This is a genomic window from Corynebacterium sp. c3Ub_189 (assembly GCF_039907195.1).
GTDB lineage: Bacteria > Actinomycetota > Actinomycetes > Mycobacteriales > Mycobacteriaceae > Corynebacterium.
This window is the reverse complement of the sequence record NZ_JASBOF010000026.1, coordinates 1-25,567: the sequence shown is the minus strand read 5'-3', so window position 1 is coordinate 25,567 and position 25,567 is coordinate 1. Positions and strand designations below refer to the sequence as shown.

Below are 25,567 nucleotides of genomic sequence, written 5' to 3'. Positions count from 1 at the left end.
TGTGTGGGGGCGGTTTTCGCTTTGTGGGGAGCCGGTCGTTCCGCCGACCCGCCGCCCGGAAGTGCATCGTCAAGCAGCATTTTCTTAGGTCCGCACTTATTTATAGCCGGGGATGAGTCTTGTGCGGGTGTGGGACTAGGAGTCTTGTAAATAGGAAATATCTATAGGAAAATAGTTTAACAAATCTGTTGCAACGTGGCTTAGGTAACGCTAACCTAACTTGAAAGTTGCCTTCGGGTCTACCGGAAAATCCGATGAAAAGAGCTGAAAGGCAACCTCAGGAAACCGACTTTAAGGAAAAGGGATGTCAGTAAAAAGGGGCGCGCGGTCATTTATCGCTGCCGCTATCTGTGCCGGATTGGTTCTGTCAGGCTGCTCGTCGAAGGATTCAACCGATGAAGCGGCAACAACCTCCGAAGTTGCAGAGGACGTGACCATTGAGCACGCCCGCGGTACGGATACGTATCCGGTCAATCCGCAAAATGTGGTTGCAGTGGGGACGGCCGTTGATAACCTGCTGGAACTTGGAATTAAACCAGCAGCTGTTGTGCAGCATAGAATAGACAAGAATTCGCCTTGGCGTGAAGAGAAGCTCGATGGCGTCAAGGTAATCGATCAGACAGATTTCAAAACTCTGCCACAAGAACAAATCGCGGCAATCGAACCCGACTTCATCGTTGGTGACTACTGGACAATTTCTGAGGCTAATTACAAGGAATTGTCTGCAATCGCACCGACTCTCGGCGGAATCTCCGATAAGGGAGAGGGCATCGGCTGGGAATCTCAGCTAGAAGCATTGGGCAAGATCTTCAATAAGGAATCCGAAGCGAAGAAAGCCATTGAAGAGGATCAAAAGCGTTTCTCCGACGTGAAGGAAAAACTGCCTAACCTCTCCGGTAAGACCGGCATTGTTTCCCAATTTGCCCAGGGATCCTTTGGTGCCGTTGCTGACCCCGAGGATCCAGGTGCCTCCTTCATCTACGATCTGGGCATGAAGTTCCCGGACAAGCTGACGGACGGATCCGTTCCAGTTGATAAGGGCCGCGTCACGCTTTCTCCGGAAAACGTGTCCTACCTGGCCGCTGACTTTATGGTTATTTATAACCGCGACGGCTCAATCGAAGAATTTGAAAACATTCCGGGATACAAAGATCTTCCGCAGGTGAAATCCGATGCGACTCTTGCCGGTGATTCAGCCATCGTTGCCGGACTCAACAACCCGACGAGCTTGAGTCGAGCTTGGGTGCTGGATAAGACGATGCCGACGCTGGAAAAAGTTGGAAAGTAGTCAAGGTCCGCACAACTCCGATGCCTGCTAGGTGGGGCTTACTCCACTGCGGCAGGTAGTCGCCAACGCCTTCCGATTTATCGGAAGGCGTTCTCTTCAATGGACTGTATCCAAGGTGGTGGTGCGTCCGTTCTTGCCCTTCCGAAACCGAAAACCTGGCCTCACGCTTCCCGCATATTCGTCCATCGGTGCAGCACGATGACTGCATTAAAGGTATGTAGGTGAGCTGGAAAATGCTTGGCGCTGGGAGAGGCGTTCAAAGCACCAGCAAAAAATTAATAAGAAAATAGGCCATCGAACAAAGTGAATTAAAAGCCATCTAGACCGAGAGGGGAATGGTCTCAAATATGCCAAGGAACAGCCGGAGCAGGGAAATTTATCCAATTTCTTACCGGGAATTATATGTGGAAAACATCGAAGATATATCGCCAGCCATGCGGCGTATTACGCTTAGCGGGGAACAGCTCCAGGAGCATGAACGCGATGGTATTTCCGTTCCTTCATTGTTAAGCCATGGTTTTGATGACGATGTTCGGCTCATCTTCCCAGATCCGGAAACTGGAGAGCGGCCGCACCCAATCGCCCAAAACGATGGTAACCTTTTGTGGCCAGAAGCCGTTAAGAATCTATTCCGCACATACACGGTTCGCTACTTTGACGCTGTAAACGGGCGATTAGCAATTGATTTTGCGCGCCATGGTGAGGGCTTGGCCGAAAACTGGTCACAGAGTGTCCGCATCGGGGACCCCATTTTTGTGGCAGGCCCGAAGTCGTGTGCACAGTTACCCACGCACACCGATTGGCTTTTGTTGGCAGGAGACGAGACTGCGCTCCCAGCCATCGGCCGCTGCCTGGAATCGCTCCCGTCTGGGCATGATGCGATTGCGGTGGTAGAGGTTCCGACAAGCGCTGATATTCAAGACTTAGATATTCCGGATTCAGTACAGATCCACTGGGCGATACGTGACCAGGGCGAGGGCTTCGTAGAAAAGGCTAGTGCGCTCTTTGAAGAGAGCGCTGATTCACAGTTGCCTAATGGCGAAGCATACGTGTGGGCGGCGGGGGAGGCCTCCCGGCTGAAAACACTGCGACGTTTGTTCAAGGTTTCTGGAATTGCCCCTGAGCATCAGGAGATTACAGGATACTGGCGGCGCACTAGCCGGAAAGGCGGCAAAGAAAGCGCAACGAGCAGTAGCAATAGTGTCTTGCACAATATCCACGATTTGGCTGAGCTGAATTCAGCCTTTGCGCTCCGCACTGCCGTACGTTTAGGCCTATTCCAAGAGATCGATGCGGGTGCCAATACTGTTCCTGCCCTCGCTGCTGCAACAGATCTTCACGAGGAGGCGTTGCGGAGGTTTATCCGTTACCTGGCGGCTCTTGAACTTGTCGAAGTTAGCGAAACCACCCTCGCCTTGACCGCAATGGGAACGGAACTGGCGGACCCAGATTCAAATGTGGTGCGTTGGCTAAGCGGGCCCGCGCATCTTGAGGCGATGGCGCTGATGCGCCTTGAACACAGCCTTCGTACCGGTGAGTCGGCACCGCAAGGCGAAAGGGGTTTGCCATGGTCAGAATATGTGAGCCGTGACCCACAACTCGCCGCCGAGCGCTTTGAGCAAAAGAATGTGAGCGCTGGGTGGACTGCTCCATCCGCTGCACAGGCGCTGCAGCAGCACTTGGATGACACCGCTCGTGTTCTCATCATTGGCCAGGGAGGTGCAGTATATGCGGATGAAATTCTCCGGCGATGTGAGCAGGCCCAGAGCCGGATTATTACCGATGCGCCCTCGGAAGCAGTACTAGGGGAAATCGCAGGAGTTTCTCGTGAACGATGTGAAACGAGTGGCGACGGAAGCGGCTTCAACCCTACCGAGGCGGACTATGCGTGGGCAACTGATGTAATTTTCATTGATCCCTGGAGCGTCTTTGGTGGCAATGAGGTGGCTGCCCAATTAGGCCGGGCAACTCACGGGGATGCGTTCCGTCGGGCCTATATCCTTTCTGAGGTTCTCGAGGAAACCGGCGGCGATGAGCATTCCTATGAAGAGGACATGGTGAGGCTTTCGATGTTCGGCACCAAGGTGCCGACTCAGGACGATGTCAGCGCTGCTACCGCTGATAGCGGCACTTTAATTTCTTCAGCCACGGCTGTTGGCTGGGGCAAACACCTTTTCGTCCTGGAAGCAGAAGCGAATTCCTAAAGAAGAACCTCGGTAGGCCAAAATCCCCAAGCTTAACCTTTCATTTGCGGACCACGGTCCCGCGCGGGAGCCGGGTGGCTGTGGTTGCCATAAGCGTGGTGGACACGGTGAAGTAAGCGAACGTTGTTCAGCCGACTCCGTGGGCGAGAGCCTTTTCGACCGCGACGTTGTGTTGGCGCGGCGGCGGAATGCCCAAAACAACCGCGTTTGTCCACTTTTCGGCTCGATTTTTGGCGAAACGCGGTTGTTTTGAACAACCCGAGGCTCAGCCGTATCTCTCACTGAAGGGAGGGACACCGAAATCACAAAAGAGCCTTCCGGTTTTCCAATTCCGGTTCCCCGTGCACGCACCTTAACTTTCTGGAACGCTAGGATAGGAGAAAATAGATCTAGTTAAGGAGTACAAAGCAATGGCTAAAGAAACTGCACGCGCCCTTGGCCACGAAGTAGACGTGGACCGCGAGAAGTTTACCTACCTGGCATCCACTGATGCCGAGGGCAACAAGATTGAATCCGGCAAGGCTGCGGCAGCGGGAGCTGGGGCCGCAGGAGCTGCAGCTGCTGGAACTGCTGCTGCCGACGCCGCCGTAACGGCGAACACAGATGAGCAGAATGATGCCGCGACCCAGAGCGATTACGAGCCAAAAAACCACGTCGTTACCGGCGCTGAGGAAGAGCACGTCGGCACTGCGGCGGAGCAGCCCGATCTGCAAGAACAGTTGGACGAGGATAACGCGGACTATGAGCCCTTACAGCATGTGGTGGGCGAGGCCGAGCAAGAGCACATCGGCACCGCGCCGGAGCAGCCGGAAGAGAATGCGGAAGATGATGAGCGCGATGACTTTGATGACCTGAAGGACAAGGTCACCGAGGCCGGCAATGTCGTCGAAGAAGCCATCAACCGCGCGAAGGACTTTGTAGAAGACAAGGCCCAGGAGTACCAGGAAGGATCTGGTAAGAAGGGCGGTTTCTTTGACCGCGTGAAAGACGTTGTGCGCGAGGCTCGCGATAATCTCGATGAGAAGCGCAAGTAGTTAACTATGCGTAGGCCGCTGCTTTTCCCGTAGGGGGAGAGGCAGCGGCCTTTGTGCTGTCGTGCTAGTCCAGCGCGTGCAGGTAGAACCGGCGGATGAGCAGGCGACGGGGGATATCGACAAGCGGGCGCAAGAAGGGCAGGAAGGGCTCGGAGGCGGCATCGATAAGCAGCAGCGTCCGCCCATCGCGCAATCGTATCGGCCCGATTGGGGTTCCTGAAACCCTTCCTGTTGTGGCGGATCTGAATGCTATCAAGGGTGACGAGTTCTACATTGGAGGGGAAAATTGGGCCGCAAATACGTGATTAGCCGTCAGGAATTGGAAGCTGCGGTAGATCAGAGCGTTGTAGGGATTTATGTCCCTGCTGAGTAGTGCTGGTTTTGGTCTAGGTAGTGACGTCCGATGACAGTGGTAGCAATGCATATATGAATGCTTTTCGCGTGCCTCCATCAAACGATGAACTTTTCCGGCGCCGAGGGGTTGAAGAAACAAGGGGATGCGTACGTGCACCACGCCACTGTCACTTCGGTGTCTTATGGCGCTCATAACGTGGCTATATCGTCGGTATTGGCGAGACAAGTAATCAATCCTAGACAGCAAACCCTTATTAATCTAAGGTAAAGCTATGCTAAAATATTTCACGAAAGTGCGTGTAGTTCTTGCGTTCGTATCCGCCTTAGCTGTAGGGGCAGGCCTTGTTGCGTGTTCTTCTGATTCTTCTTCTGAAGGAAACGGAGAAAAGAAGATCGAGCGAGTTGTGGCGCTTGATTGGCGCTACGAGGAAATTCTCAAGGCCCTCGATGTGGACCCAGTGGGAATCGTGGAAATCGGTAAGTCGGAGGCACCGACTACTTTGAAGGGCCAGTTAGGTCAGGCGACCTCCGTGGGCCAAGCCAAGCAGCCGAACTTGGAGGTTATCCAGTCTTTGGAACCAGATCTGATTTTGGCTAGCCCTACCCGTCAAGCTGATATCATGCCGCAGCTGGAAGAGATTGCGCAGACGGAATCCTACCCAGATGAAACTTACTCGGACGTGCTGGACTCGATGGATGAGATCGCGGCCAAACTCGGCAAAGAGGAAAAGGCTAAAGATGTCCGTCAGCGCATCGAGGACAAGATTGCTCAGACCAAGGACACGGTAAAGCCGGGGAGTCGTGCGGTCGTGGCTGGGTGGTCCAGTGAGATGCTCTATACCTGGGTCAACCCTTCCTTCCCCCAGTCGCTACTGAGTGAGGTGGGCTATAATTATGCTTTCGAAGGTGAGAAGTCATCCATCGAATCCAAGACTGATGTAGCGGAACTGACCGGCGATAAGCTCCCTGGTATGAAGGCTGACCTAGTCTTTATGTACAAGGACGTCGATGCGTTTAAAAAGACGCCCTATGCCAAGGGTAGCGGCGACATCGTAGAGGTGGACCAAGATATCTGGTCGCGCGCCCGCGGGCCGCTTTCCGCCGAGCATATGCTCGATGACATCATCGCCGCTGAAGAGTAGTGGCACCTCGAACTAAAACCAGCGCCTGCCTGGTCCTTGCAACCGCTGCCGTCGCCTTCGTGTGGTGGTGGCGGCTTCGCCATGTTCAGGTGCCAGCTGATACCCCGTGGCTGGAAGAAGAGCTGCATAGCGTGGCCTTTGACCGTCTCCTTGCCACCACGGTCGTCGGTATCGCATTAGGGGTAGGCGGGTTATTGCTGCGGACGGCAACTGCGAATCCGCTAGCCGATCCGTCCATCACTGGTGTGAACTCCGGTGCGGCACTCGGCGCAGTCGCAACAGCAATGTTTATAGGAAGCGAAACCTCGAGTGTTGACCAGTTGCCCGGTGCGCTGTTGGGTGCGGGGATTGCTGTGGGGGTGACGGTGGGCGTCGGTAAGAGCGGTGCGATCCAGCGCATGGTACTCGTTGGCGTTGCTGTTTCCGCGCTGTGTAGCGCATTGACCTCCATTTTCTTGGTAGTAGATGAAGCTCAACTGGCTACGGTGATGTCATGGCTTTCTGGTCGGCTTGCCGGTGTGCGCCTAAGCGGTATCATGCCGGCGCTGATTGCCGTGCTGGTCGTGGTTCCCTTGACCTTAGTCGGTGCAAAAACGCTGGACTTGCTCGTAGCAGGCGATGCCGTGGCTGGTGCTGTCGGCGCGAAGCCGGAGCGCATTCGGTTGGCAGCCATTGTGGCGGCGGTAGTGCTTATTGCTCCGGCCGTAGCTGCAACTGGGCCGATTGGCTTCTTGGGGTTGATGGCCGCGGCCGTAGCGTGGCGGGTGTGCGGCCCGCACCACCGCATGGGGCTGTGCGTGGCTGGATTTGTTGGAGCAGCGGTGCTTCTGGTGGCCGATTCGGTTGGCCAGGCAATCTGGGCGCCGGCCGAGACCCCAGTGGGCATCGTGACTTCTTTGGCTGGCATGCCATTAGTGTTGTGGTCCGTCCATGCGCTGGGGAGGAGGAAGCATGCGGCATAAGAGATTTGTTGGGGTGCTAGTAGGACTCATCCTGGCGTTGGCGTTGAGCGCAATAATCGGCATGGGCGTCGGTGCGGTGATGAAACCGCCGGGCGAAGTGCTCACCGCCTTCGTTACCGGAGAGCCGCTCATCTGGAAGTACCGTGCCCCGCGGATCTTGGTGGGAATCTGCGCAGGTATTGCCATGGCCGTATCTGGCTGTCTATTGCAGTCCGCGCTACGCAATCCTCTGGCCGCACCAGATACGGTGGGTATTACCTCCGGCGGCGGACTCGCGGCCGTTGCGGTACTCATGGGATCAGGCGCCCTGCCGGCCCACCTGCTGACTTTTATTGCCTTTATTGGCGCGTTGGCGGGAACTGGGGTGGTTCTTCTCCTCGCCGGGCGCGGGGCAAGTGATCCGGTGCGCCTGCCGCTTACCGGGGTGGCGGTATCTTTTGGGCTGGGCGCCATCACCGAATTGCTCCTGGTGCGGGCTGCCCCAGAGGCAGGAGCGGCCATGACATGGTTGAAAGGTTCGCTTTACGCCCGCTCGCTTGGCGATGCCACCATTGTCGCCCCCTTTATCCTTCTCGCCCTAACCGTCGCGATGGTGGTGGCAAAACACCTGGATATGCTCGCGCTGGATGATTCCACCATGGCCGGCATCGGCGTGAGCACCAAGATATGGCGCCTAATAGCAGTAGCCTTAGCCGTCATCCTCGGTGCCGCGGGAGTCGCCGCGGCCGGGGTCTTGGGCTTCGCCGGACTCATCGTCCCCCATGCTGCTCGCTTGGTTGTTGGCGCGAACCTGCGCTGGCAAATACCCGTGGCAGCCCTAGGCGGCGCGGTCCTTGTGACCGCATGCGATACGCTCGGTCGCTGGGCCTTCGCCCCCACGGAAATCCCCGTTGGCGCGCTCATCGCGCTGATCGGTGCACCGTATTTCATTTTCCTATTGACTCGACTGACCCGAGTGCGAAACGGAGGCTAGACATGACACTGACGTGCAGCGGATTAACCGTGGGCTACGGTGGACCCGATGTGGTCAAGGACGTAAATCTTCATTTATCCAGAGGTCAAGTAACCGCTCTGATCGGGCCGAATGGCTGCGGCAAATCGACGCTTCTCAAGACATTGGGCCGCCAACTTACGCCCAGCGCAGGCGCGGTGCACCTCGCGGACCAAAATATCAGCAAGTATTCCTCGCGTGCCTTTGCCCGTGAAGTTTCTTTTCTGCCACAACATCCCGTGGCTCCGGAAGGGGTATTAGTGCGTGACGTCATCGGTTACGGCCGATATCCCTATACAGGGGCGCTAGCGACGATGCGGGCCGGAGATCATGCAGCGGTTGAGCGTGCTGCCTCGCGTGCTGGGGTGAGCGAGCTTCTCGACGCCCCCGCGGCAGATCTTTCCGGTGGTCAGCGCCAGCGCGTCTTCCTCGCTATGACTTTGGCCCAAGAAACGCCAATTACCTTGCTTGATGAGCCGACTACTTACCTCGATCCCGCGCACCAATTGTCCATTTTGGATCTGATTCGAGATCTCAATGGCACCGGGGTCACAGTGGTCATGGTGGTCCACGATATGGTCCATGCCGCGCGTTACGCCGATAGAATCGTAGCCATGCGTGAGGGACGCATTGTGGCCGAAGGGGCCACCGAGGAGGTGATGACTGCTGAACTCGTACGCGAAACCTTCCATGTTGAGTGTTTAGAGATGACTGATCCCTCCACCGGTCGACGCTTTCCCATACCCATTTCCGTGCACGCTCCTGAACTTTCTGGAACCCTAGAGGGGAGAAGATAAATCTATTTAAAGGAGTACGTAGCAATGGCAAACGAACTAGGCCACGAGGTCGACTTGGACCGCAACGAATACAAGTACCTAGCATCTAAAGACACCGCGTCTTCGGCAGCTAAATCTGACAAGTCCTCGCAGTCCGCTGCAGCTGCAGCTGGTGCCGCAGGTGCAGCCGGCCTGTCCAAGCCGGTCGGAAAGCCGTCTGCGGACGGAGATGAGTCCACCGCAAGCAAGTATGAACCGCAGAACCACGTTGTCGCTGGAGCGGAGGAAGAACATGTGGCTAAAGCTGCCGAGCAGCCGGACCTGCAGGAGAAGCTGGACGAGGATAACTCTGACTACGCCCCGAGCCAGCACATCGTAGGTGGCGCGAAGGAAGAACACATTGGTTCCGCCCCGCAGCAGCCGGACCTGCAGGAGAAGCTGGATGAAGGTAACTCTGACTACGCGCCCAGCCAGCACATCGTAGGCGAAGCAAACGAAGAGCGTGTTGCTACTGCGCCGAACCAGGACAACGTCAACGGTCAGCAGTCCTCTGAGCGCCTGGATCAGCTAAAGGACAAGGCATCCGAGGCTGGTAGCGCCGTCGGCGATGCGTTCCAGCGCGCTAAGGGCTTCGTGGAAGACAAGGCTCACGAGTACCAAGAGGAGTCCACGAAGAAGGGTGGCTTCTTTGACCGCGTCAAGGGCGCTGTGCGCGATGCACGCGAGTCCATCGAGGACAAGCGCAAGAACTAACCAGCGTTGATACTAAGCCGCTTTCCCAGGGGTCGGGGAGGCGGCTTTTGTCATATGCGCAATTCTGCTAATCGTCCAAAGCGTGGAGGTAGAGCCGGCTAATCAGGAGGCGCCGCGGCACGTCTACCACGGGGCGCAGGAAGGGGAGGAAGGGCTCTGAGGCGGCGTCGATAAGCAGCAGTGTGCGGCCATCGCGCAGGCGCTCCAGAGCGAAGGTCTCCTCGCCGCGCTCGAGGTGTCCAGGAAGGGTGCCGTAGGTGAACCCGCAGCGGCCGTCCTCGTGGAATACATCGACCACGCGGCAGCGAAAATCCCATGGGCCGAGGCCCATGGTGACCTCCGCGCCGAGCTCCACAACGTCATGGGTGGGGCGCACGCGGAAAAGGCCGCTGCGTTGGATTGACCAGCGGAAAAGCCGGTGTGCGGCGGTATAAAAATCAGCGTCGATGACTCGTGACATGTGCAGCTGCGGGAAGCCAGAGGTATCGGAATAAGACAGCGGTGTGACCATGCGCCCAATGATAGGGGAGGGGTGATTACCCCCGAATTCTGGAAGAAATATAACGGCTTGGACACAGTCACAGGAGTTTGCTGATTCCACAATTTTTTCGTGCCAGTATCGAGCTTGCACGATGTTGACAACTGAAAGTAGGTACCTTGATGCTTCGCATTCCGCACCTTAAGAAAGTCCTGGTGGGCTCGGCTTTCGCTGGTGCGTTTTTCCTGGGGTCCCCGGCCGCAGGCGCCCAGGAATTGCCCCAACCGGATTTCGACTCCGCAGGGATTATTAACCAGGTCCGAGATGGCCTGGCGGGGGTTGGTATCCAAACCCCGCAGGTGGATAAGAACGTCACCGACGCCGTAGATTCCTCTGTGCGCAACGCGCAGCAAGCCGTGCAGCACACGGTGCAGGAGGCGCAGTACGCGGAGCCGATGACCAACCCGAATCCCATCGGCCTAGCGGAGCAGGCCACCCAGCCGGAGTTTAAGCCGCAGGGAACCAATCCAAACTATAAGTGGAAAAATGATGGATTTTCCAAGGTAGCTGCGGGCAAGCCACAGGCTGACTACGTGCTGCACCGCGTGCCGGGCTCGTTCTTTGATGCCCCACGCATTCCAGAAGAATCCGTTGCAGCCATGAATGAGGGCGAGTCGCTTTATGGCCCCGGCACCCCGGTTTATGTCGATGAGAAGATGATGTGCACCCTGACTGTGGCGGGCAACGATAATGCTGGCCGCAAGGTTGGGCTTACCGCTGCGCACTGCGGCAACGTGGGGGATTCGGTCACCTCCGCCGATTCGGAGCAGATTGGCCCGACGGGCACCGTGGTGTCCAAGAATGAGGACCTGGATTACGCCGTCATTGAGTTCGGCTCTAAGGCCAAGGTCTCCCGCTCCTACAATGGCGTAACCGTCAATGAGTTGGGCGGCGGCGTTAAGCCGGGCCAGCAGGTGTGCAAGCAGGGCGTTGCCACCGGCAAGACCTGCGGCATTACCTATCAGCAGGCAAAGAAGATTCAGGTCAACCAAGTCTGCGCCATGATGGGCGATTCCGGTGCACCGTTGTTGGTCAACGGCCGCCTCGTCGGTTCGATTACCGGCGGTTTCCTGCCGGTGAATTTCCCGTGCCGCACCCCGCTGCAGGGGCCGGTCCATAACCCAACCGCCGCAAACACCATGGATGCGGTCCTAGAGGATATGGACCGTCGCGGTGGCGTAGGTGCTGGTTTTACATTGCCTGAGGACTAGCCTCGTCCCAACTTTTCGCCCGCTCCCGATGTACTGGGAGCGGGCACTTTTATGTCTCTGTCTAGTGCTGATAATCACAACTAATCGGCGCTTGTGTGAAACCCTTTTGCGGACTAAGGTTAGGCTTATCTAGAAGCTACTTAGGTGTGGCTAAGAACACCGGCGTGAGCCGGACCGAGAGAACCGAGGTAACCGCGCGATGTTTCAGCTGTCCTTGTCGTCCCGCACCCGTACCCAGCAGACCTGCGAAAGGTCCGAATGTATGCGTGCCGATCAAGCCCCAGTGGACGCATTGGTAGAACTACCTGAATGCTGCCTGCGGCATGCGATTGAGTCGCAGCCGGCGTTGGCGCTGCGTATGCGTGAACTGGGTTTCCGCCCAGGGGTGCGCGTGCAGATCGGACGCAAGGTGGCCGGCGGGGCGCGCCTGGTCACCGTGGGTACCGCCCGGTACGCGGTGGATGCAGCTACGCTCGGCCAGCTGGAAGTCATCCCGGTGGCGGCATAATGGCACGCAAAACCGCAGCGCCAAGCTGCCACTCCACCTCCTCCATGCGTATCGCCGCGGAGGGAACGCCGGTCCTCGCCTTGGTCGGGGCTCCAAATTCCGGCAAATCTACCTTGTTCAACGCGTTGACCGGAGCGAAGGTCCAGACCGGCAACTGGCCGGGTACCTCCGTAGAAGTCAGCCGTGGTTTGTGGAATGCGCGGCCAGAGGCCTTCGACATCATCGATCTGCCCGGTGCTTATTCCTTGGATCCAATGAGCCCGGACGAGGAATTCACCCGCGATATGCTCGTTGAGTGCCCACCGTGTGAGCGCCCAGATGTGGTTGTGGTGTTGGTGGATGCCACTGCGCCAGCGCGCGGGCTTAACCTCGCATTCCAGATCGCGGAGTACCCGTATCGGGTAGTGATTGGGGTGACCAAGGAGGACGTCGCCAAGCAACAGGGCATAAGCATCGATACCTCCGCGCTATCGCGCGCCGTGGGCATGCCGGTGGTCAGCGTCAATGGTCGCCGCCGAGAAAAACTAGATGCGCTGGAGGGTGCCGTTGCAAAAGCAATGCAGACGGAGCCACAGACTATCCGGCCCAACGCAGAATTGGATCAACGCTTTGCGGATCTGGACGCCGCGGAAAAGGTTACCGTTTCCAGGACGGACGTCGGCGAACCGCTTAGCCAGCGCGTGGACCGCGTGGTGCTGCACCCCGTGCTCGGCCCGATTCTATTTCTGGCGGTGATGTGGGCTGTCTTCTTCATTACCACTACGGTTGCGGGACCGCTGCAGGACGGCCTGGAGGCACTGATCACCGGTCCCGTCTCTGATGCCGTGCGCAGCCTCCTCCCAGACCACTGGTTGGTCTCGGGATTGCTGGTAGATGGCCTTATTGGGGGTGTGGGCATGGTGCTGACCTTTGCCCCGCTGCTGGCCCTGATGTTCCTGTGTCTAGCCGTGCTGGAGGATTCCGGTTATATGGCGCGCGCGGCCGTGGTCACTGACCGAGTTATGCGCGCCATTGGCCTACCAGGCAAGGCCTTTATCCCCATCGTGGTGGGCTATGGCTGCAATGTTCCGGCGATTTCGGCGACACGCGTGCTTGGCGACGTCCGCCATCGCATCCTCACCTGCCTGCTTATCCCCTTCACCTCCTGTTCGGCCCGGCTCATCGTGTTCATGATGCTGGCGCAGGTGTTTTTCCCCGCTCATGCTGGTTCCGCGGTATTCGCCATGTACGTGCTGTCTATCGCGCTGGTGGTCTTGGTAGGCCTCGCCCTGCGCCGCACGGTATGGCGCGCCATGCCGGCCGAAGCCCTGGTTATCGATCTTCCGGCTTATCAGCTGCCTACGTTTAAACTCACCGTGTCGGTCATGTGGGTAAGGCTCAAAGGATTTTTGCACACCGCCGGTGGCATCATTGTGGCTACGGTCGTGGTCATCTGGTTGCTGATGTCTATTCCGGTCACTGGTGGGCACTCCTTCAACGAAGAGGCGGTACCGCCGCAAGATTCCGCCTACGGTGCGGTGTCTAAAGCGATGTCCCCGGTCTTTGCGCCTGCTGGGTTTGATTCTTGGTCCCTCACCGGGCCGCTTGTCACCGGGTTCGTGGCGAAGGAGACGCTCATTTCCACTTGGGCTCAGACGTATGCGGTAGAAGACGTCACTGACGATGCACCAGAGGAGCAAGCAGAATCCCCGTTGGCTAGCCATATTCGCGCCGACTTCGATGCGGCCTCTGGTGGGCACGGGCTGGCTGCGGTGTGGGCGTATATGGTCTTCCTTCTGGCCTATACCCCTTGTGTGGCCACGGTGGCCGCGCAGCGGCGAGAAATAGGTTGGAAGTGGACGCTTATCGGTTTTGCGCTGCAGCTAGCAACCGCCTGGATCCTCGCGGTGGGTGTATTCCAAGTTCTCAAGGTTTTCCTATGAGCCCGACGGAGAAGGTGAAGGAAGCGATTAGGCGGGGAAATACCAATCCTGCCGAGATCGCGAAAACTACCGGTCTGGGGCAGGGGACCGTTGCAGTGATCCTTGCCCATCTCGAGCGCAGTAAGGAGCTGGTGCGCGAATCGCTCACCTCGTGCCCCACGGGCGGCTGCGGCAGTTGCGCGCAGGCGGGTGGTTGCTCGGGTGCGGTTTCCGAGCGCCGCGGCCCAGTTCTGCTCCAGCTGCGGAGACATTCCTAGCCTTGCAGCGCGGCTAGGGCGTGCTTGTGGAGCAGGCCGTTGGAGGCGACGCCGGATCCGCCGTGCGGGCCGGGGTTTCCGTCCAGATCCGTGAAAGTGCCGCCGGCCTCGGTCACGATGAGGGAGGGCGCGGCGAGGTCCCACAAGGACACCTCGGGTTCGGCGGCGATGTCTACCGCGCCTTCGGCCACGAGGCAGTAGGACCAGAAATCACCATAGCCGCGCAGGCGCCAGGTCTTATCCGTGAGTGCGAGGAACTGATCGCGCAGGCCGCGCTCGGCCCATCCGGTTAGCGAGCTCATGGCCAGCGAAGAATCGGCGAGCTTTTCCACGTGGGATACGCCCAAGCGCTTCGGCTCGCCGCCGAAAACGCGGAAGGCGCCAGCGCCTTTGGCCGCGTACCAGCGGCGGCGCAGGGCGGGTGCGGAAACTACCGATACCACCGGTTCGCCATCTTCCAAAAGGGAGATGAGCGTGGCCCATACGGGGACGCCACGCACGAAGTTCTTGGTGCCGTCGATGGGATCGATGACCCACTGGCGGCCCTTATAGCAGGCCTCGCCGCCGTATTCCTCACCCAGCACTTCATCGCGCGGGCGGGAGCGCTTGAGGGATTCGCGGATTTGCTTCTCACAGGTGAGGTCCGCATCCGATACGGGGGACATATCTGGCTTTTCCTTGACGGAGAGGTCCGAGGCCTCGAAACGATGCATGGTCACTACATCGGCATGGCCCGCCAGCTCGAGCGCGAGGCCCAAGTCTTCTTTGAACTTACCCACGGAGCCAATCCTCCATCTGATCCACTACCTGTTTATTGCCAGCGAGGCACCATTCGACGCCGCCGGCTTCTACCTTGCGGGCAGCACCACCGGCCGCTTCCACGAGGGCTTTGCCGGGGAACCAATCCCAATCCGCTACCGAATGCTGCATCCATGCGCCCCATGTGCCATCGGCCACGGAGGACAGGTCAACAGAACCGGCACCGAGCATACGGACTGTAGCAAAGTTTTCCGCCACGCGCTGCCATGCCCCGCGGATATCCTCATCCGCCAGCGAGGTTGGGTGCAGATACGTGGATAGTGAAATCTGCTCGGCCGGCTTCTCCTGCAGGCGAGCTACTTCCTTGCCGTCGAGGGAAGTGGGGTAGTCCCGTCCGCCGAACCAGGTGTACCCCATGGCGGGGCGGTGGACGGCGCCGAGGGTGATCCCCGTGGCGTCGGTAAGCGCGAGCGCAGAGCACCAATAATCGGAACCGGAAGAGAAATTGTAGGTGCCATCGACTGGGTCAATGACCCAGGTACGGCCGGACTGGGACTCGCGGGCCGCACCCTCTTCGCCGAGAATGCCGTCTTCCGGGCGCACGGCCTCGAGCACGCCCGCAACGAAGCGCTCGGCCGCCCTGTCCGCATCCGTAACAACGTCCGAGATAGAAGTCTTTTGCTCTACGTCGACGCCCATCTCGCGCAGGCGCCAGGCCAGGCGGCCGGCGTTATAAACAAGGGCCTGCGCTAGGTGCGCATCCCCGTCATCCGCGTGCGCGACAATGAAGGTCTTGATGACCGCATCGATCATCTCCTGCAAGCTCGGCTTTTGATCCATGCCCACCATTGTCACCCTAAACGCGGCCGATGGCTAATTATGCCGGCCGGGTGGGTAGGATTGGGGCCTATGCGTCCCGAAGTAACAGCACGGCTCAAGCAATTGGAAACCACCCTGACCACCATCGAGAAGGTCATGGACCCGGAGGCTTTGGCTGCCCGCATTCGGGAACTAGAGGCCCAGGCCGGCGACCCGTCCTTGTGGGACGACCCCGCCCACGCGCAACAGGTCACCTCCGAGCTTTCCGCAGCGCAGGCCAAGGTCCGCAAGCTGGAATCGCTGCGCGGGCGCTTAGAGGACATGCCCGTGATGTACGAACTCGCGGAAGAAGAGGGCGATACCTCCCTGGCGGATGATGAGCTTGATTCCCTGGAATCTGCCATCGAATCGCTGGAGGTCACCACCATGCTTTCTGGTGAGTATGACCCGCGTGAGGCGGTTATCAATATCCGCTCCGGTGCCGGTGGTGTGGACGCGGCCGACTGGGCTGAGATGCTCATGCGCATGTATACGCGTTGGGCGGAAAAGCACGGCCACAAGGTTGACGTCTATGACATCTCCTATGCGGAGGAGGCCGGTATCAAATCTGCAACCTTCGTCGTCCACGGTGAATACATGTACGGCCAGCTCTCCGTGGAGCAGGGGGCGCACCGCCTGGTGCGCATCTCGCCCTTTGATAATCAAGGGCGGCGCCAGACCTCCTTTGCAGAGGTAGAAGTTTTGCCGGTGGTGGAGCAGACCGACCACATCGATATCCCGGACAATGACGTGCGCGTCGATGTCTATCGGTCTTCTGGTCCGGGCGGCCAGTCCGTCAATACCACCGACTCGGCGGTGCGCCTGACTCACATTCCCACCGGCATTGTGGTGACCTGCCAGAACGAAAAGTCGCAGATTCAAAATAAGGCCTCGGCCATGCGCGTGCTGCAGGCAAAGCTACTGGAGCGCAAGCGCCAGGAGGAACAAGCCGAGCTCGATGCGTTGGGCGCCGGTGGCAACGCCTCTTGGGGCAACCAGATGCGCTCCTACGTGTTGCACCCGTATCAGATGGTCAAAGACTTACGCACCAATTTCGAGGTGGGCGATCCCTCCAAGGTGCTCGATGGCGATATCGATGGCTTCCTTGAATCCGGTATCCGCTGGCGCATGCAGCAACAAGAAGACCCAGCTTAGGTCCATACTGATCGGGCTGAATTGAACGCGAAAAGGCCGAACTGAGGGGAGAAACTCCTCAGTTCGGCCTGATCTCTATGGACTTAACCCGCGTAGTCCATCGGTGCGCCTGGTCCCAGCGGAATGCCGATGAGATACCAGATGACGAAGAAGGCGAACCAACCCACAATCATGCAGAGAGAATAGGGCAGCGCCAGCGACATCAAAGTACCCACACCTGCTGGCTTGTAATAGCGCTGCAGGAAGGTCAACGCCAAGGCGAAGTAAGGCGACATTGGGGTGATGATATTTGTCGGGGAGTCACCGATACGGAAGAGCATCTGGGAAACCTCAGGTGAGACGCCCACATACATCATCATCGGCACGATGACCGGGGCCATCAGCGCCCACTGGGCGGAACCGGAGGTGATGAAGAGGTTGAGCAGTGCAACCATGGCCACCAATGCCGCAAACATGACTAGCGGCGGCAGGGACCAGTGCTGGAGCAGCTCGGAGCCCTTGATGGCGGTCCATACGCCGAGGTTGGACCACTCGAACCAGGCGAGGAACTGGGCGACGGCGAAGAAGAGGACCAGCATGGGAACGAGGGTCTCGATGCCCTTGGCCATAAACTCCGGCACATCAGCAGCTGACTTCACGGTGCCAGCTGCCAAGCCGTAGACAATGCCGCATACCAAGAAAGCCAGGGCAATCGGCACCGCGATGGCGCTAATCAGAGGCGATTCCATGAAGCTATCCCCTTGGCTCGCCAGCGGGGAGCCGGGAATAAATAGCAAGGCAAAGAAGGCGGCAAGGAAGAGCACGAGCGCGATGCCGGAAGCGATCAGGCCACGCTGCTCGTTGGGCTTGATGCGCATTGCCTCTTCATCATCGGTGAAGTCGTACTCCTCATCCTCTTCTGTGTCCGCGGTGGCCCCACCGGCGGCCTTGGAAAAGGACACCTCTTCATAATTAATGTGGTCGTGGTCCACGAGCTCGCGGGCCTTTTTGACCATGAGGAATTCCGTGACCGCGGTAATGATGAGGGAGAGCACCACGGCAGAAGGGATAACGAAGAAGATATTGGCCAGCGGGCTGACCTCATATTCTGGGTCCACAAACTGTGCGGCCGGGGTAGAAATGCCCGCCAGCAGGAGGTCGGTGATATTGAGAATCAGCGAGGCATTAAAGCCGGCAGACGACGCCGCAAAGGCCACCATCGCGCCCACGATGGGGGAGCGGCCCACGGCGTGGAAGGCCATTGCGCCCAGCGGAATCAGAATGACGTAGATGGCGTCGGAGGCTACGGAGCCGGTCACGCCGGCCAGCGCCACCACGAAGGTCAGCATTTTCGCGCTGACCTTGGTCACCATCGCGCGCACCAAAGCGGAAAGCAGGCCAGACTGCTCCGCCACGGCCACGCCGAGCATCACAGCTAGGATGACGCCGAGCGGCGGGAAGCTGGTGAAGTTCTCCACTGCATCAGTAACCATGCGCGAGATATTCTCGGTGGTCAGCAGGGATTCTACTTCGATGGTGTCGCCGGTCTTGGGGTCCTCGGCCGTCATGCCGACGAGGTGTCCTAGCCAAGAGGTCACAGCGACGATGGCCGCGAGGATGACAAAGAGCCAGAATGGATCCGGCAGCTTATTGCCAATCTTTTCTACAGTGCCCAGGAAGCCGCTTGCAGAACGTGGTTTCTCTTTAGTTTCGGTTTCGGCCATTGTATCGGCACTTTCTGTCGATTGGGTCGGAACAAATTAGTGTCTTAGACCACATTACTTAAATACAGTTCACAGCGTGGTGTCAACTTTAGTTGCTACAGTGATTCGCGTGATTAGATTCGACAACGTGACTAAGGCTTACTCCGCCGCGTCTCGCCCAGCGCTCGACGGGGTGTCCTTCGAGATTGCGGATGGCGAATTCGCCTTCCTCATCGGTCCGTCCGGCTCGGGTAAGTCCACTTTCTTGGAGCTCATGGTGCGCTATAGCAACGTGACCAAGGGCGATATTTATTTCGATGATTTCCACGTCAATGAGCTTTCCGGCAAGCAGATTAACGCGCTGCGCCAGTCCATTGGCTATGTCTTCCAGGACTTTCGACTGCTTCCCAAGCTGACGGTATATCAAAACGTGGCCTTTGCGCTCGAGGTCATTGGCAAGAGCAAGTACCGCATCTCCACTTCGGTCCCGCAGGTTTTGGACCTGGTGGGACTAGAGGATCGCCGCGATGCGTATCCGCACGAGCTTTCCGGTGGCGAGCAGCAGCGCGTGGCCATTGCGCGCGCGGTGGTCAATCGGCCGAAGCTTTTGCTTGCCGACGAACCCACGGGCAACCTCGATCCCTCCACCGCCGATGAGATCATGGACTTACTGCTGGGCATCAACCGCCGTGGCACCACCGTGGTCATGTCCACCCACAACGCTCGCGCCGTCAACAGGGCGCGCAAGCGTGTGCTGGAGCTGCGCAATGGAGTCCTTGTGCGCGACGAGCACGAGGCGATGTACGAGGGGGAAGCATGAAGCTAGGTTTTATTTTCCGCGAGGCCACCAAGGGTCTTGGCCGCAACCTGACCATGACCATCGCCATGATCATTACCACCGCTATTGCCGTAGGCCTCGTTGTTGCCGGCATCATGGTGACCAACCTGACCAAGGACACGAAGGAGATCTATCTCGACCGCGTTGAGGTCATGGTCCAGCTCAACGAGGACATTTCCGCCGGCGACCCGGATTGCGCAGCTCCTGCCTGCGCGGATCTCAAGAAGCAGCTCGACGCGGATGATTCCGTCGAGTCCGTGGAGTACCGCAACCGCGCGGAATCCTATGAGCGGTTCAAGGAGCTTTTCCAAGACACCGATCCCATCATGGTGGAACAAACCTCTCCCGACGCACTGCCGGCAGCGTTCCACGTGCGCCTGAAGGATCCAGAAGACGCTTCTGCGATCGATGCGATTAGGGATAATCCGGCGGTTGAGGACGTCGTCGACCAGCAGCAAGAAGTGCGCGATGCCGCAAGCAACCTGGACTCTATCCGCAATGCCACCTTTGTGCTGGCCATCGTGATGTCCGTGGCGGCCATCTTCTTGGTGGCCAATATGGTGCAGATCGCCGCGTTCCACCGCACCCGTGAAACGGAAATCATGCGCATGGTGGGCGCGAGCCGGTGGATGACGCAGGCGCCGTTCGTACTGGAAGCAGTGCTGGCCTCGTTCATCGGCGTGGTCTTGGGTGGCGCCGGGATTTTCCTGGGCAAATCCCAGGTGGTAGACCCATCCCTGCAGGGACTGTACGAATCCCAGCTGCTCGCCCCCATGAAGTCCGGCGACCTCTGGATTGCCCTGCCTCTGGTGGGCTTGCTGGCGCTGGTGGTCACCGCCGTCACAGCACATATCGCCCTGCGGTCCTATGTGCGCAAATAGCCCGTTTGCTGGGGCAGCCAAAAGGGCACTACACTGCCATAATTATGGCTAAGAAGGGCAAGAAGAATAAGAAGGCGGCGTCCGGCGAGGCAACGCTCGCTACCAACCGCCGGGCCCGGCATGACTACAAGATTCTCGAGGAAATCGAGTGCGGCATCGTCCTGCTCGGCACCGAGATCAAATCCCTGCGGGAGGGAAAAATCTCGCTCAATGATGCCTTCGCCACCATCGACGATGGCGAGGTATACCTGCGTAACCTGCACATTCCGGAATACTCCATGGGCTCGTGGACGAACCACAGCCCGCGGCGCACCCGCAAGCTTTTGCTGCACCGCCGCGAGATCGACAAGCTCTACGGGCAGGTGCGCAACGGCAATAAGACCTTGGTCCCGCTCAAGGTCTACCTTAAAAACGGCTACGCCAAGCTCTCGCTGGCGTTGGCGCAAGGTAAGCAGGACTACGACAAGCGAGAGGATATTAAGCGTCGCGACCAAGACCGCGAAATTTCCCGCGAGCTCGGCCGCCGCGTGAAGGGAATCAATGTTTAAGACGGCGAAGGTTCACGACGTGGTAAAGGGCGAGGACACCATCCATGGCACTGGGGTGCTGGTGGATCGGATGTGGCCCCGGGGCGTCGCCAAGAGCGATTTAGCCTACGACGAGTGGTTCAAGGACGTCGCGCCGAGCCCCGAGCTGCGCAAGTGGTGGAACCACGACGAGGATCGCTTCGACGAGTTTGCCCGCCGTTACAAGGCCGAGCTCGACGACAATGACTCCGACGAGCTCGCCCAGCTGCGTGCGCTTGCCGACGCCACCCTCCTCTTCGCCGCCGCCAACCGCACGGTCAACCATGCGGTAGTCCTCAAAGAGTGGTTAGAGGAGCACTTGAGGAAATAAAAGCGGGTGGGGTAGTGTTGAACGAACCGTAGGGAAGACGCACTATCCCGTCCCTACAGCATGGGGTTGATTTGGTTTCGACTTCGTGCACTGCGCCAGGGGAAGCGTGCCGGTGCAGGCTAACGACCACCGTATAAGCGTCGTAGCAACCAATAAACGCAGAGAAGAACTCTCAGCGTGACTACGCCCTCGCTGCCTAATTACAGCGACGCGTGTCTGTCAGCCTAGGTTTCGTTCCTGACCTAGAACCTGGCATCGACTAAGGAACTAGCCGGCTGGCCGGGTCATCAGGACCAGTCGGGACTCTTACTGGTGACTGGGCCCATCATCCGGACGTGTTCGCCCGATCCGGAGGGCCGAGCAGAGATTCTGTGCGGACTGCGCACGGAGAAGCCCTGGCAAGGTGACGAAGGACCCGGGTTCAATTCCCGGCAGCTCCACCGGTAGGCCCCCGAGAAATCGGGGGCCTTTTTCTCGTTTTAGCCTCGTCCGCACCAGCCTTTTTGCCGTTTTGTTGGGGGTAAGGTGAACCTAACCCTTGATAATTAAGGGGACCCGAAGTTAAGTTAGGCGGGTATTTGTTTCCCGTCCATAAGGAATTCATCGTGAAGAATATTCATCGCTCTCTTGTTGCTGCGGTTATCGCCGCTTCTTTGGCAGTGACTGCCTGCAGTCCCGCGGAAGATGGGGCAGTGGGGGAGGAGAAGGGGGCGTCGGCAAGCGCGCTTACGCTGCAGGACAATAACGGGGAACAGGAACTTCATCCTCCGTATGAGCGTGTAGCTGTAACTGATAACCGGGCCTTCGAGATTCTGTCAGATTGGGGTGTCAATATCGTGGCTGCTCCTCTCGATTTGGTGCCGGATACCCTTTCCAAAGGCATCAATGAGGACAGCGTCGAGGCCAACCTAGGCTCCCACCGCGAACCAGATTTGGAAGCGCTGGTGGCTGCGGACCCAGACATTGTGGTTAATGGTCAGCGCTTCAGCCAGTATCAAGATGACCTGGAATCCCTCGTTGATGGAACCCCGGTAGTGGACTTCACCCCACGGGACGGCGAGGATATGGCGAAAGAGCTAATCCGCCAGACAGAGGCGATGGGCAAAATTTTTGGACACGAGGAGGACGCCAAAGCTCTGGTTGATGACTTCAATGCTGCCTTGGAGCGCGCCAAAAAGGCCTATGATCCGGACAAAAAGATCATGGCAGTAAACACCTCTGGCGGGAAGATTAACTACATTGCCCCAGGTAAGGGACGCTTCTATGGGCCACTCTTCGATCTAATCGGTATGACCCCAGCGCTCGAGGTAGACAATGCCAGCGATGACCACGAGGGTGACGATATTTCGGTGGAAGCGATCGCCAAATCCAACCCAGACTATATCCTCGTCATGGATCGCGATGGCGCCATAGCCAAGGATGAAGAAGGATATACCCCAGGTCGGAAGTTGGTAGAAGATTCCTCCGCGCTGAAGAACGTGACGGCGGTCAAAGACGGCCACATCGTTACCGCTCCGCAGGACACCTACACCAACGAAAACATCATCACCTACACGGAAACGCTGAACGCGATGGCGGAGGCCTTCGAAGAGAATTAGCCAGCGCGCACGCCAAGGCCGGAGGGAGAAACTCTCCGGCCTTTGTCTGTGAGAGGAGAACAATGGAAACTACCACACGCCGTGCGCTGTGGGATTGGAAGCTTGGCCTTGGAGCGCTGAGTGTTTGTGCCCTGCTCGCTGCCTCCTTGTTATTGGGGCAGTACGACGTCTTCGGCGCCGAGGACGGTGCCGCCATGTTCGGCATCACTCGGCTTCCGCGAACCATAGCGCTCGTTCTCGCTGGTGCCGCAATGGCCATGAGCGGGCTGGTCATGCAATTGTTGACCCAGAATCGCTTTGTAGAACCTTCTACCACGGGAACCACTGAGTGGGCGGGCCTTGGCCTGCTCTTCGTCTTGTGGATCGCTCCGACCGCGTCAATTCTGGTCAAGATGATGGGAGCCGTAGCCTTTTCTTTCATCGGCACCATTGTGTTCTTCCTCTTTCTGCGCCGCGTGACCTTGCGGTCCTCACTCATCGTGCCCATCGTCGGCATCATGGTGGGAGCGGTGATTTCTGCAGTCTCCAGCTTCTTTGCCCTGCAGGCCGATATGCTGCAGCAGCTGGGAATTTGGTTTATGGGCTCTTTTACCTCTGTGTACAAGGGGCAATATGAAGTTCTCTGGCTGGTACTAGTGGTCCTTGCCGCCGTATTTATCTATGCCGACCGGCTCACGGTTATTGGCTTGGGTGAAGATATCGCCACCAACATTGGGCTCAACTACAACCGTATGCTCTTGCTGGGCACGAGCTTGATTGCCGTGGCCACCGGTGTTGTCACTGTCGTCGTTGGCTCTTTGCCATTCTTGGGACTCATCGTGCCTAATGTGGTGTCGATGGTGCGCGGGGATGACCTGCGTTCCAACTTGCCGTGGGTCTGCCTCTTGGGCATAGGCATCGTGACCGTGTGCGACTTAGTAGGGCGCATCATTATCGCACCGTTTGAGATGCCAGTTTCAGTGATTCTTGGGGTGCTGGGTGCAGCTGCTTTCATCGTGATGATCGTGAGGTCCACTCGTGCACACTAAGCTTTCGCGGAAAAGGTATTGGCTCACTCTAGCCTGCGTATGGGCGCTGGCCTTGGCTTTTGCCTTCGCCTGGTTGGCATACGACAATCCGATGCAGTTCGGAACGCGCAAATTCTGGTTCATTGCGCAGCGCCGTGCGGACGCGCTCATCGCTATGGCAATTGTGGCGGTGTGCCAGGCGATGGCTACGGTGGCTTTTCACACTGTGACGAATAACCGGATTCTTACCCCATCCATCATGGGCTTTGAGTCATTGTATGTAGCGATCAATACTGCGACCATCTTCTTCCTTGGAGCAGCAGGGCTTAACGACGCCCGAACACTCCCCACATTCCTATTCCAAATGGCGCTCATGGTGGGGCTGTCCTTGGTGCTGTACTCGTGGCTACTGACCAATAACACGCACAATATGCACGCCATGCTGCTGGTTGGCGTGGTCATCGGTGGTGGCCTGGGATCCCTATCTACGTTTATGCAGCGAATTCTTACGCCGAGCGAGTTTGACGTGCTCACCGCGCGCCTATTCGGCTCCATCAACAATGCGGAATCAGACTACTATCCCATCGTTATTCCCATCGTTGCGATTGTGGCAACGCTCTTGCTGCTCAATGCACGTACCTTGAACGCGATATCCCTGGGCAACGATGTCAGTACGAATTTGGGAGTAAACCACAAAGGCCATGCAATCTATACCTTGATTTTGGTGTCCCTCTTGATGGCCACGACAACAGCCTTGGTAGGCCCCATGACTTTCCTGGGATTTTTGGTTGCCACGTTGGCTTATCAGTTCACCGATACCTATGACCATCGCTTCATTTTCCCGATGGCCATTGGTCTGGCTTTCTTGTTGCTTACCGCCGCCTATTTCCTCATGCGGCACGTGTTCGCCGCCCAAGGCGTGGTGTCCATCATTATTGAGCTCGTTGGCGGCTGTGCATTTCTCTTCATCATCCTGCGAAAGGGGCGACTGTGATCGAATTAAAGAACGTATCCAAACGCTACTCTGGGGAAGTAGCTATTGGTCCGCTCAACCTGCGGATCCCGAAAGGCGGAATTACCGCCTTGATTGGCCCCAACGGAGCTGGCAAATCCACCATGCTCACCATGATTGGCCGCCTATTGGACATGGATGAGGGCACGATCGAAGTCGCAGGGAAGGACGTTCAATCCACGAAATCCGCGGAGCTAGCAAAAGTGGTGTCCATTCTGCGGCAAGAAAATCACTTCGTCACCAAGCTGACTGTGCGGCAATTGATTGGCTTTGGCCGCTTTCCCTACACCAAGGGTCGGATTACCTCGCATGACGAGCAAGTAATCTCCAAATACATAGACTTTTTCCGTCTAGAAGATTTGCAGCACCGGTATCTTGATGAACTTTCAGGAGGCCAACGTCAGCGTGCGTATGTAGCGATGGTCCTGTGCCAAGAGACGCAATATGTCCTTTTAGACGAGCCGCTCAACAATCTGGATATTGCTCATTCTGTAGAGATGATGCGCCATCTCAAAGACGCTGCGCAATCTCTTGGGCGGACCATTGTTGTGGTGCTGCATGACATAAACTTCGCAGCCCGGTATGCCGACTACATCTGTGCGTGCAAAGAAGGCCGCATCGTTGAATTTGGATCAGTGGATGACATCATTCGCGATGACATTTTGACGTCCATCTTCAACACCCCGGTCCGAGTCATCGATGGTCCAGACGGAAAGATTGCTTGCTATCACTAGAAGAACCTGGGTTGTCCTGCGGGTTTGTGTTGTGTGGTTGTGGTGGACTACATTAATCCGAGTCGCCGCGAGGTAGCCGGGAGGTTACTTCTTTGCGAATTTTGTACGGGCTTGGTTCGATGATTTGACATGGTTCAATGATTTGAGTAAGTTTGTACGAGCCGCCAACGAGAGGTTAACGGGAAGTTAATTTTTTGTTGTGTGGT

Annotated in this window: 25 protein-coding genes and 1 other RNA gene; 21 read left to right on the top strand and 5 right to left on the bottom strand. The window is 57.7% G+C overall.

Annotated features, from left to right (window positions below; genetic code table 11):
* The first annotated feature begins 304 nt into the window (after positions 1–304).
* From QKD99_RS10910 to QKD99_RS10900, 3 genes are all read left to right on the top strand, one after another.
* Positions 305–1,288 (top strand): ABC transporter substrate-binding protein, encoded by a 984-nt coding sequence (locus QKD99_RS10910; protein ID WP_049156174.1) that lies wholly within the window; start codon positions 305–307, stop codon positions 1,286–1,288.
* A gap of 404 nt (positions 1,289–1,692) precedes the next feature.
* Positions 1,693–3,492 carry a siderophore-interacting protein gene (locus tag QKD99_RS10905; RefSeq protein ID WP_284788894.1) on the top strand — a complete coding sequence of 600 codons (1,800 nt, stop codon included), beginning with the start codon at positions 1,693–1,695 and terminating at the stop codon, positions 3,490–3,492.
* Positions 3,493–3,902: 410 nt separating this feature from the next.
* The gene (locus QKD99_RS10900) at positions 3,903–4,526 is read left to right on the top strand and encodes a kinesin (RefSeq protein ID WP_284788895.1); all 624 of its coding nucleotides are present in this window, start codon (positions 3,903–3,905) and stop codon (positions 4,524–4,526) included.
* A 64-nt stretch (positions 4,527–4,590) separates the two neighbouring features.
* On the opposite strand, the gene QKD99_RS10895 is transcribed toward QKD99_RS10900, so the two are convergent.
* Complete coding sequence (locus QKD99_RS10895; protein WP_255632095.1) at positions 4,591–4,719, bottom strand: hypothetical protein; 129 nt, start codon at positions 4,717–4,719, stop codon at positions 4,591–4,593.
* A gap of 433 nt (positions 4,720–5,152) precedes the next feature.
* On the opposite strand from QKD99_RS10895, the gene QKD99_RS10890 reads away from it, so the two are divergent.
* Genes QKD99_RS10890 through QKD99_RS10870 form a run of 5 tightly spaced genes read left to right on the top strand, consistent with a single transcriptional unit; the run spans position 5,153 to position 9,504 of the window.
* Complete coding sequence (locus QKD99_RS10890) at positions 5,153–6,022, top strand: ABC transporter substrate-binding protein (protein WP_225745791.1); 870 nt, start codon at positions 5,153–5,155, stop codon at positions 6,020–6,022.
* A complete protein-coding gene (locus QKD99_RS10885) occupies positions 6,022–6,984 on the top strand; it encodes an iron ABC transporter permease (RefSeq protein ID WP_225745790.1) in 963 nt (320 codons plus the stop codon). Before QKD99_RS10890 ends, QKD99_RS10885 begins: the two co-directional genes overlap by 1 nt.
* The gene (locus QKD99_RS10880; protein ID WP_347951434.1) at positions 6,974–7,957 is read left to right on the top strand and encodes an iron ABC transporter permease; all 984 of its coding nucleotides are present in this window, start codon (positions 6,974–6,976) and stop codon (positions 7,955–7,957) included. The genes QKD99_RS10885 and QKD99_RS10880 overlap by 11 nt, the downstream gene beginning before the upstream one ends.
* Positions 7,958–7,959: 2 nt before the next feature.
* Entirely contained in the window at positions 7,960–8,772 is an 813-nt protein-coding gene (locus tag QKD99_RS10875) for an ABC transporter ATP-binding protein (RefSeq protein ID WP_297553377.1), read from the top strand.
* Between the two features lie 24 nt (positions 8,773–8,796).
* Positions 8,797–9,504: a hypothetical protein gene (locus QKD99_RS10870; RefSeq protein ID WP_049378809.1), complete on the top strand. Its 708-nt coding sequence runs from the start codon at positions 8,797–8,799 to the stop codon at positions 9,502–9,504.
* Between the two features lie 67 nt (positions 9,505–9,571).
* Here QKD99_RS10870 and QKD99_RS10865 read toward each other — a convergent pair whose 3' ends face one another.
* Complete coding sequence (locus QKD99_RS10865) at positions 9,572–10,015, bottom strand: DUF1990 domain-containing protein (protein ID WP_347951433.1); 444 nt, start codon at positions 10,013–10,015, stop codon at positions 9,572–9,574.
* Between the two features lie 149 nt (positions 10,016–10,164).
* Here QKD99_RS10865 and QKD99_RS10860 point away from each other — a divergent pair, with 149 nt between their 5' ends.
* The 3 genes from QKD99_RS10860 (at position 10,165) to feoB (ending at position 13,683) form a co-directional block, all read left to right on the top strand.
* Positions 10,165–11,253, top strand: a complete 1,089-nt coding sequence (locus tag QKD99_RS10860; RefSeq protein WP_347951432.1) for a S1 family peptidase — start codon at positions 10,165–10,167, stop codon at positions 11,251–11,253.
* 262 nt (positions 11,254–11,515) lie between these two features.
* Complete coding sequence (locus QKD99_RS10855) at positions 11,516–11,761, top strand: FeoA domain-containing protein (RefSeq protein WP_225745784.1); 246 nt, start codon at positions 11,516–11,518, stop codon at positions 11,759–11,761.
* On the top strand, positions 11,761–13,683 hold the full coding sequence (gene feoB / locus QKD99_RS10850; protein ID WP_347951431.1) for a ferrous iron transport protein B: 1,923 nt from the start codon (positions 11,761–11,763) through the stop codon (positions 13,681–13,683). The genes QKD99_RS10855 and feoB overlap by 1 nt, the downstream gene beginning before the upstream one ends.
* A gap of 253 nt (positions 13,684–13,936) precedes the next feature.
* Here the strand turns inward: feoB and hisN are convergent, their stop codons facing one another.
* Positions 13,937–14,719: a histidinol-phosphatase gene (hisN, locus tag QKD99_RS10845; RefSeq protein WP_198492690.1), complete on the bottom strand. Its 783-nt coding sequence runs from the start codon at positions 14,717–14,719 to the stop codon at positions 13,937–13,939.
* Positions 14,712–15,548 (bottom strand): inositol monophosphatase family protein, encoded by an 837-nt coding sequence (locus QKD99_RS10840; RefSeq protein WP_347951430.1) that lies wholly within the window; start codon positions 15,546–15,548, stop codon positions 14,712–14,714. Before QKD99_RS10840 ends, hisN begins: the two co-directional genes overlap by 8 nt.
* Before the next feature lie 60 nt (positions 15,549–15,608).
* On the opposite strand from QKD99_RS10840, the gene prfB reads away from it, so the two are divergent.
* Positions 15,609–16,712 carry a peptide chain release factor 2 gene (prfB, locus tag QKD99_RS10835; protein WP_347951429.1) on the top strand — a complete coding sequence of 368 codons (1,104 nt, stop codon included), beginning with the start codon at positions 15,609–15,611 and terminating at the stop codon, positions 16,710–16,712.
* An 83-nt stretch (positions 16,713–16,795) separates the two neighbouring features.
* On the opposite strand, the gene QKD99_RS10830 is transcribed toward prfB, so the two are convergent.
* The gene (locus QKD99_RS10830; RefSeq protein ID WP_347951428.1) at positions 16,796–18,415 is read right to left on the bottom strand and encodes an AbgT family transporter; all 1,620 of its coding nucleotides are present in this window, start codon (positions 18,413–18,415) and stop codon (positions 16,796–16,798) included.
* Between the two features lie 109 nt (positions 18,416–18,524).
* Between QKD99_RS10830 and ftsE the strand changes: the two genes are divergently transcribed.
* The 9 genes from ftsE (at position 18,525) to QKD99_RS10785 (ending at position 25,361) form a co-directional block, all read left to right on the top strand.
* Positions 18,525–19,214, top strand: coding sequence for a cell division ATP-binding protein FtsE (ftsE, locus tag QKD99_RS10825; RefSeq protein WP_034667888.1), 690 nt, complete (start codon positions 18,525–18,527; stop codon positions 19,212–19,214).
* Positions 19,211–20,113, top strand: coding sequence for a permease-like cell division protein FtsX (ftsX, locus tag QKD99_RS10820; protein ID WP_347951427.1), 903 nt, complete (start codon positions 19,211–19,213; stop codon positions 20,111–20,113). The genes ftsE and ftsX overlap by 4 nt, the downstream gene beginning before the upstream one ends.
* 44 nt (positions 20,114–20,157) lie before the next feature.
* On the top strand, positions 20,158–20,661 hold the full coding sequence (smpB, locus tag QKD99_RS10815) for an SsrA-binding protein SmpB (RefSeq protein WP_239282793.1): 504 nt from the start codon (positions 20,158–20,160) through the stop codon (positions 20,659–20,661).
* A complete protein-coding gene (locus QKD99_RS10810) occupies positions 20,654–21,010 on the top strand; it encodes a DUF488 family protein (protein ID WP_005326504.1) in 357 nt (118 codons plus the stop codon). The genes smpB and QKD99_RS10810 overlap by 8 nt, the downstream gene beginning before the upstream one ends.
* Positions 21,011–21,072: 62 nt before the next feature.
* Positions 21,073–21,453, top strand: a transfer-messenger RNA (tmRNA) gene (gene ssrA / locus QKD99_RS10805).
* A 159-nt stretch (positions 21,454–21,612) separates the two neighbouring features.
* Positions 21,613–22,608, top strand: a complete 996-nt coding sequence (locus tag QKD99_RS10800) for an ABC transporter substrate-binding protein (RefSeq protein WP_347951435.1) — start codon at positions 21,613–21,615, stop codon at positions 22,606–22,608.
* Positions 22,609–22,670: 62 nt separating this feature from the next.
* Positions 22,671–23,636: an iron chelate uptake ABC transporter family permease subunit gene (locus QKD99_RS10795; protein WP_347951426.1), complete on the top strand. Its 966-nt coding sequence runs from the start codon at positions 22,671–22,673 to the stop codon at positions 23,634–23,636.
* Complete coding sequence (locus tag QKD99_RS10790) at positions 23,626–24,609, top strand: iron chelate uptake ABC transporter family permease subunit (RefSeq protein WP_347951425.1); 984 nt, start codon at positions 23,626–23,628, stop codon at positions 24,607–24,609. Before QKD99_RS10795 ends, QKD99_RS10790 begins: the two co-directional genes overlap by 11 nt.
* Positions 24,606–25,361 carry an ATP-binding cassette domain-containing protein gene (locus tag QKD99_RS10785; protein WP_294165994.1) on the top strand — a complete coding sequence of 252 codons (756 nt, stop codon included), beginning with the start codon at positions 24,606–24,608 and terminating at the stop codon, positions 25,359–25,361. The genes QKD99_RS10790 and QKD99_RS10785 overlap by 4 nt, the downstream gene beginning before the upstream one ends.
* Positions 25,362–25,567 lie beyond the last annotated feature (206 nt).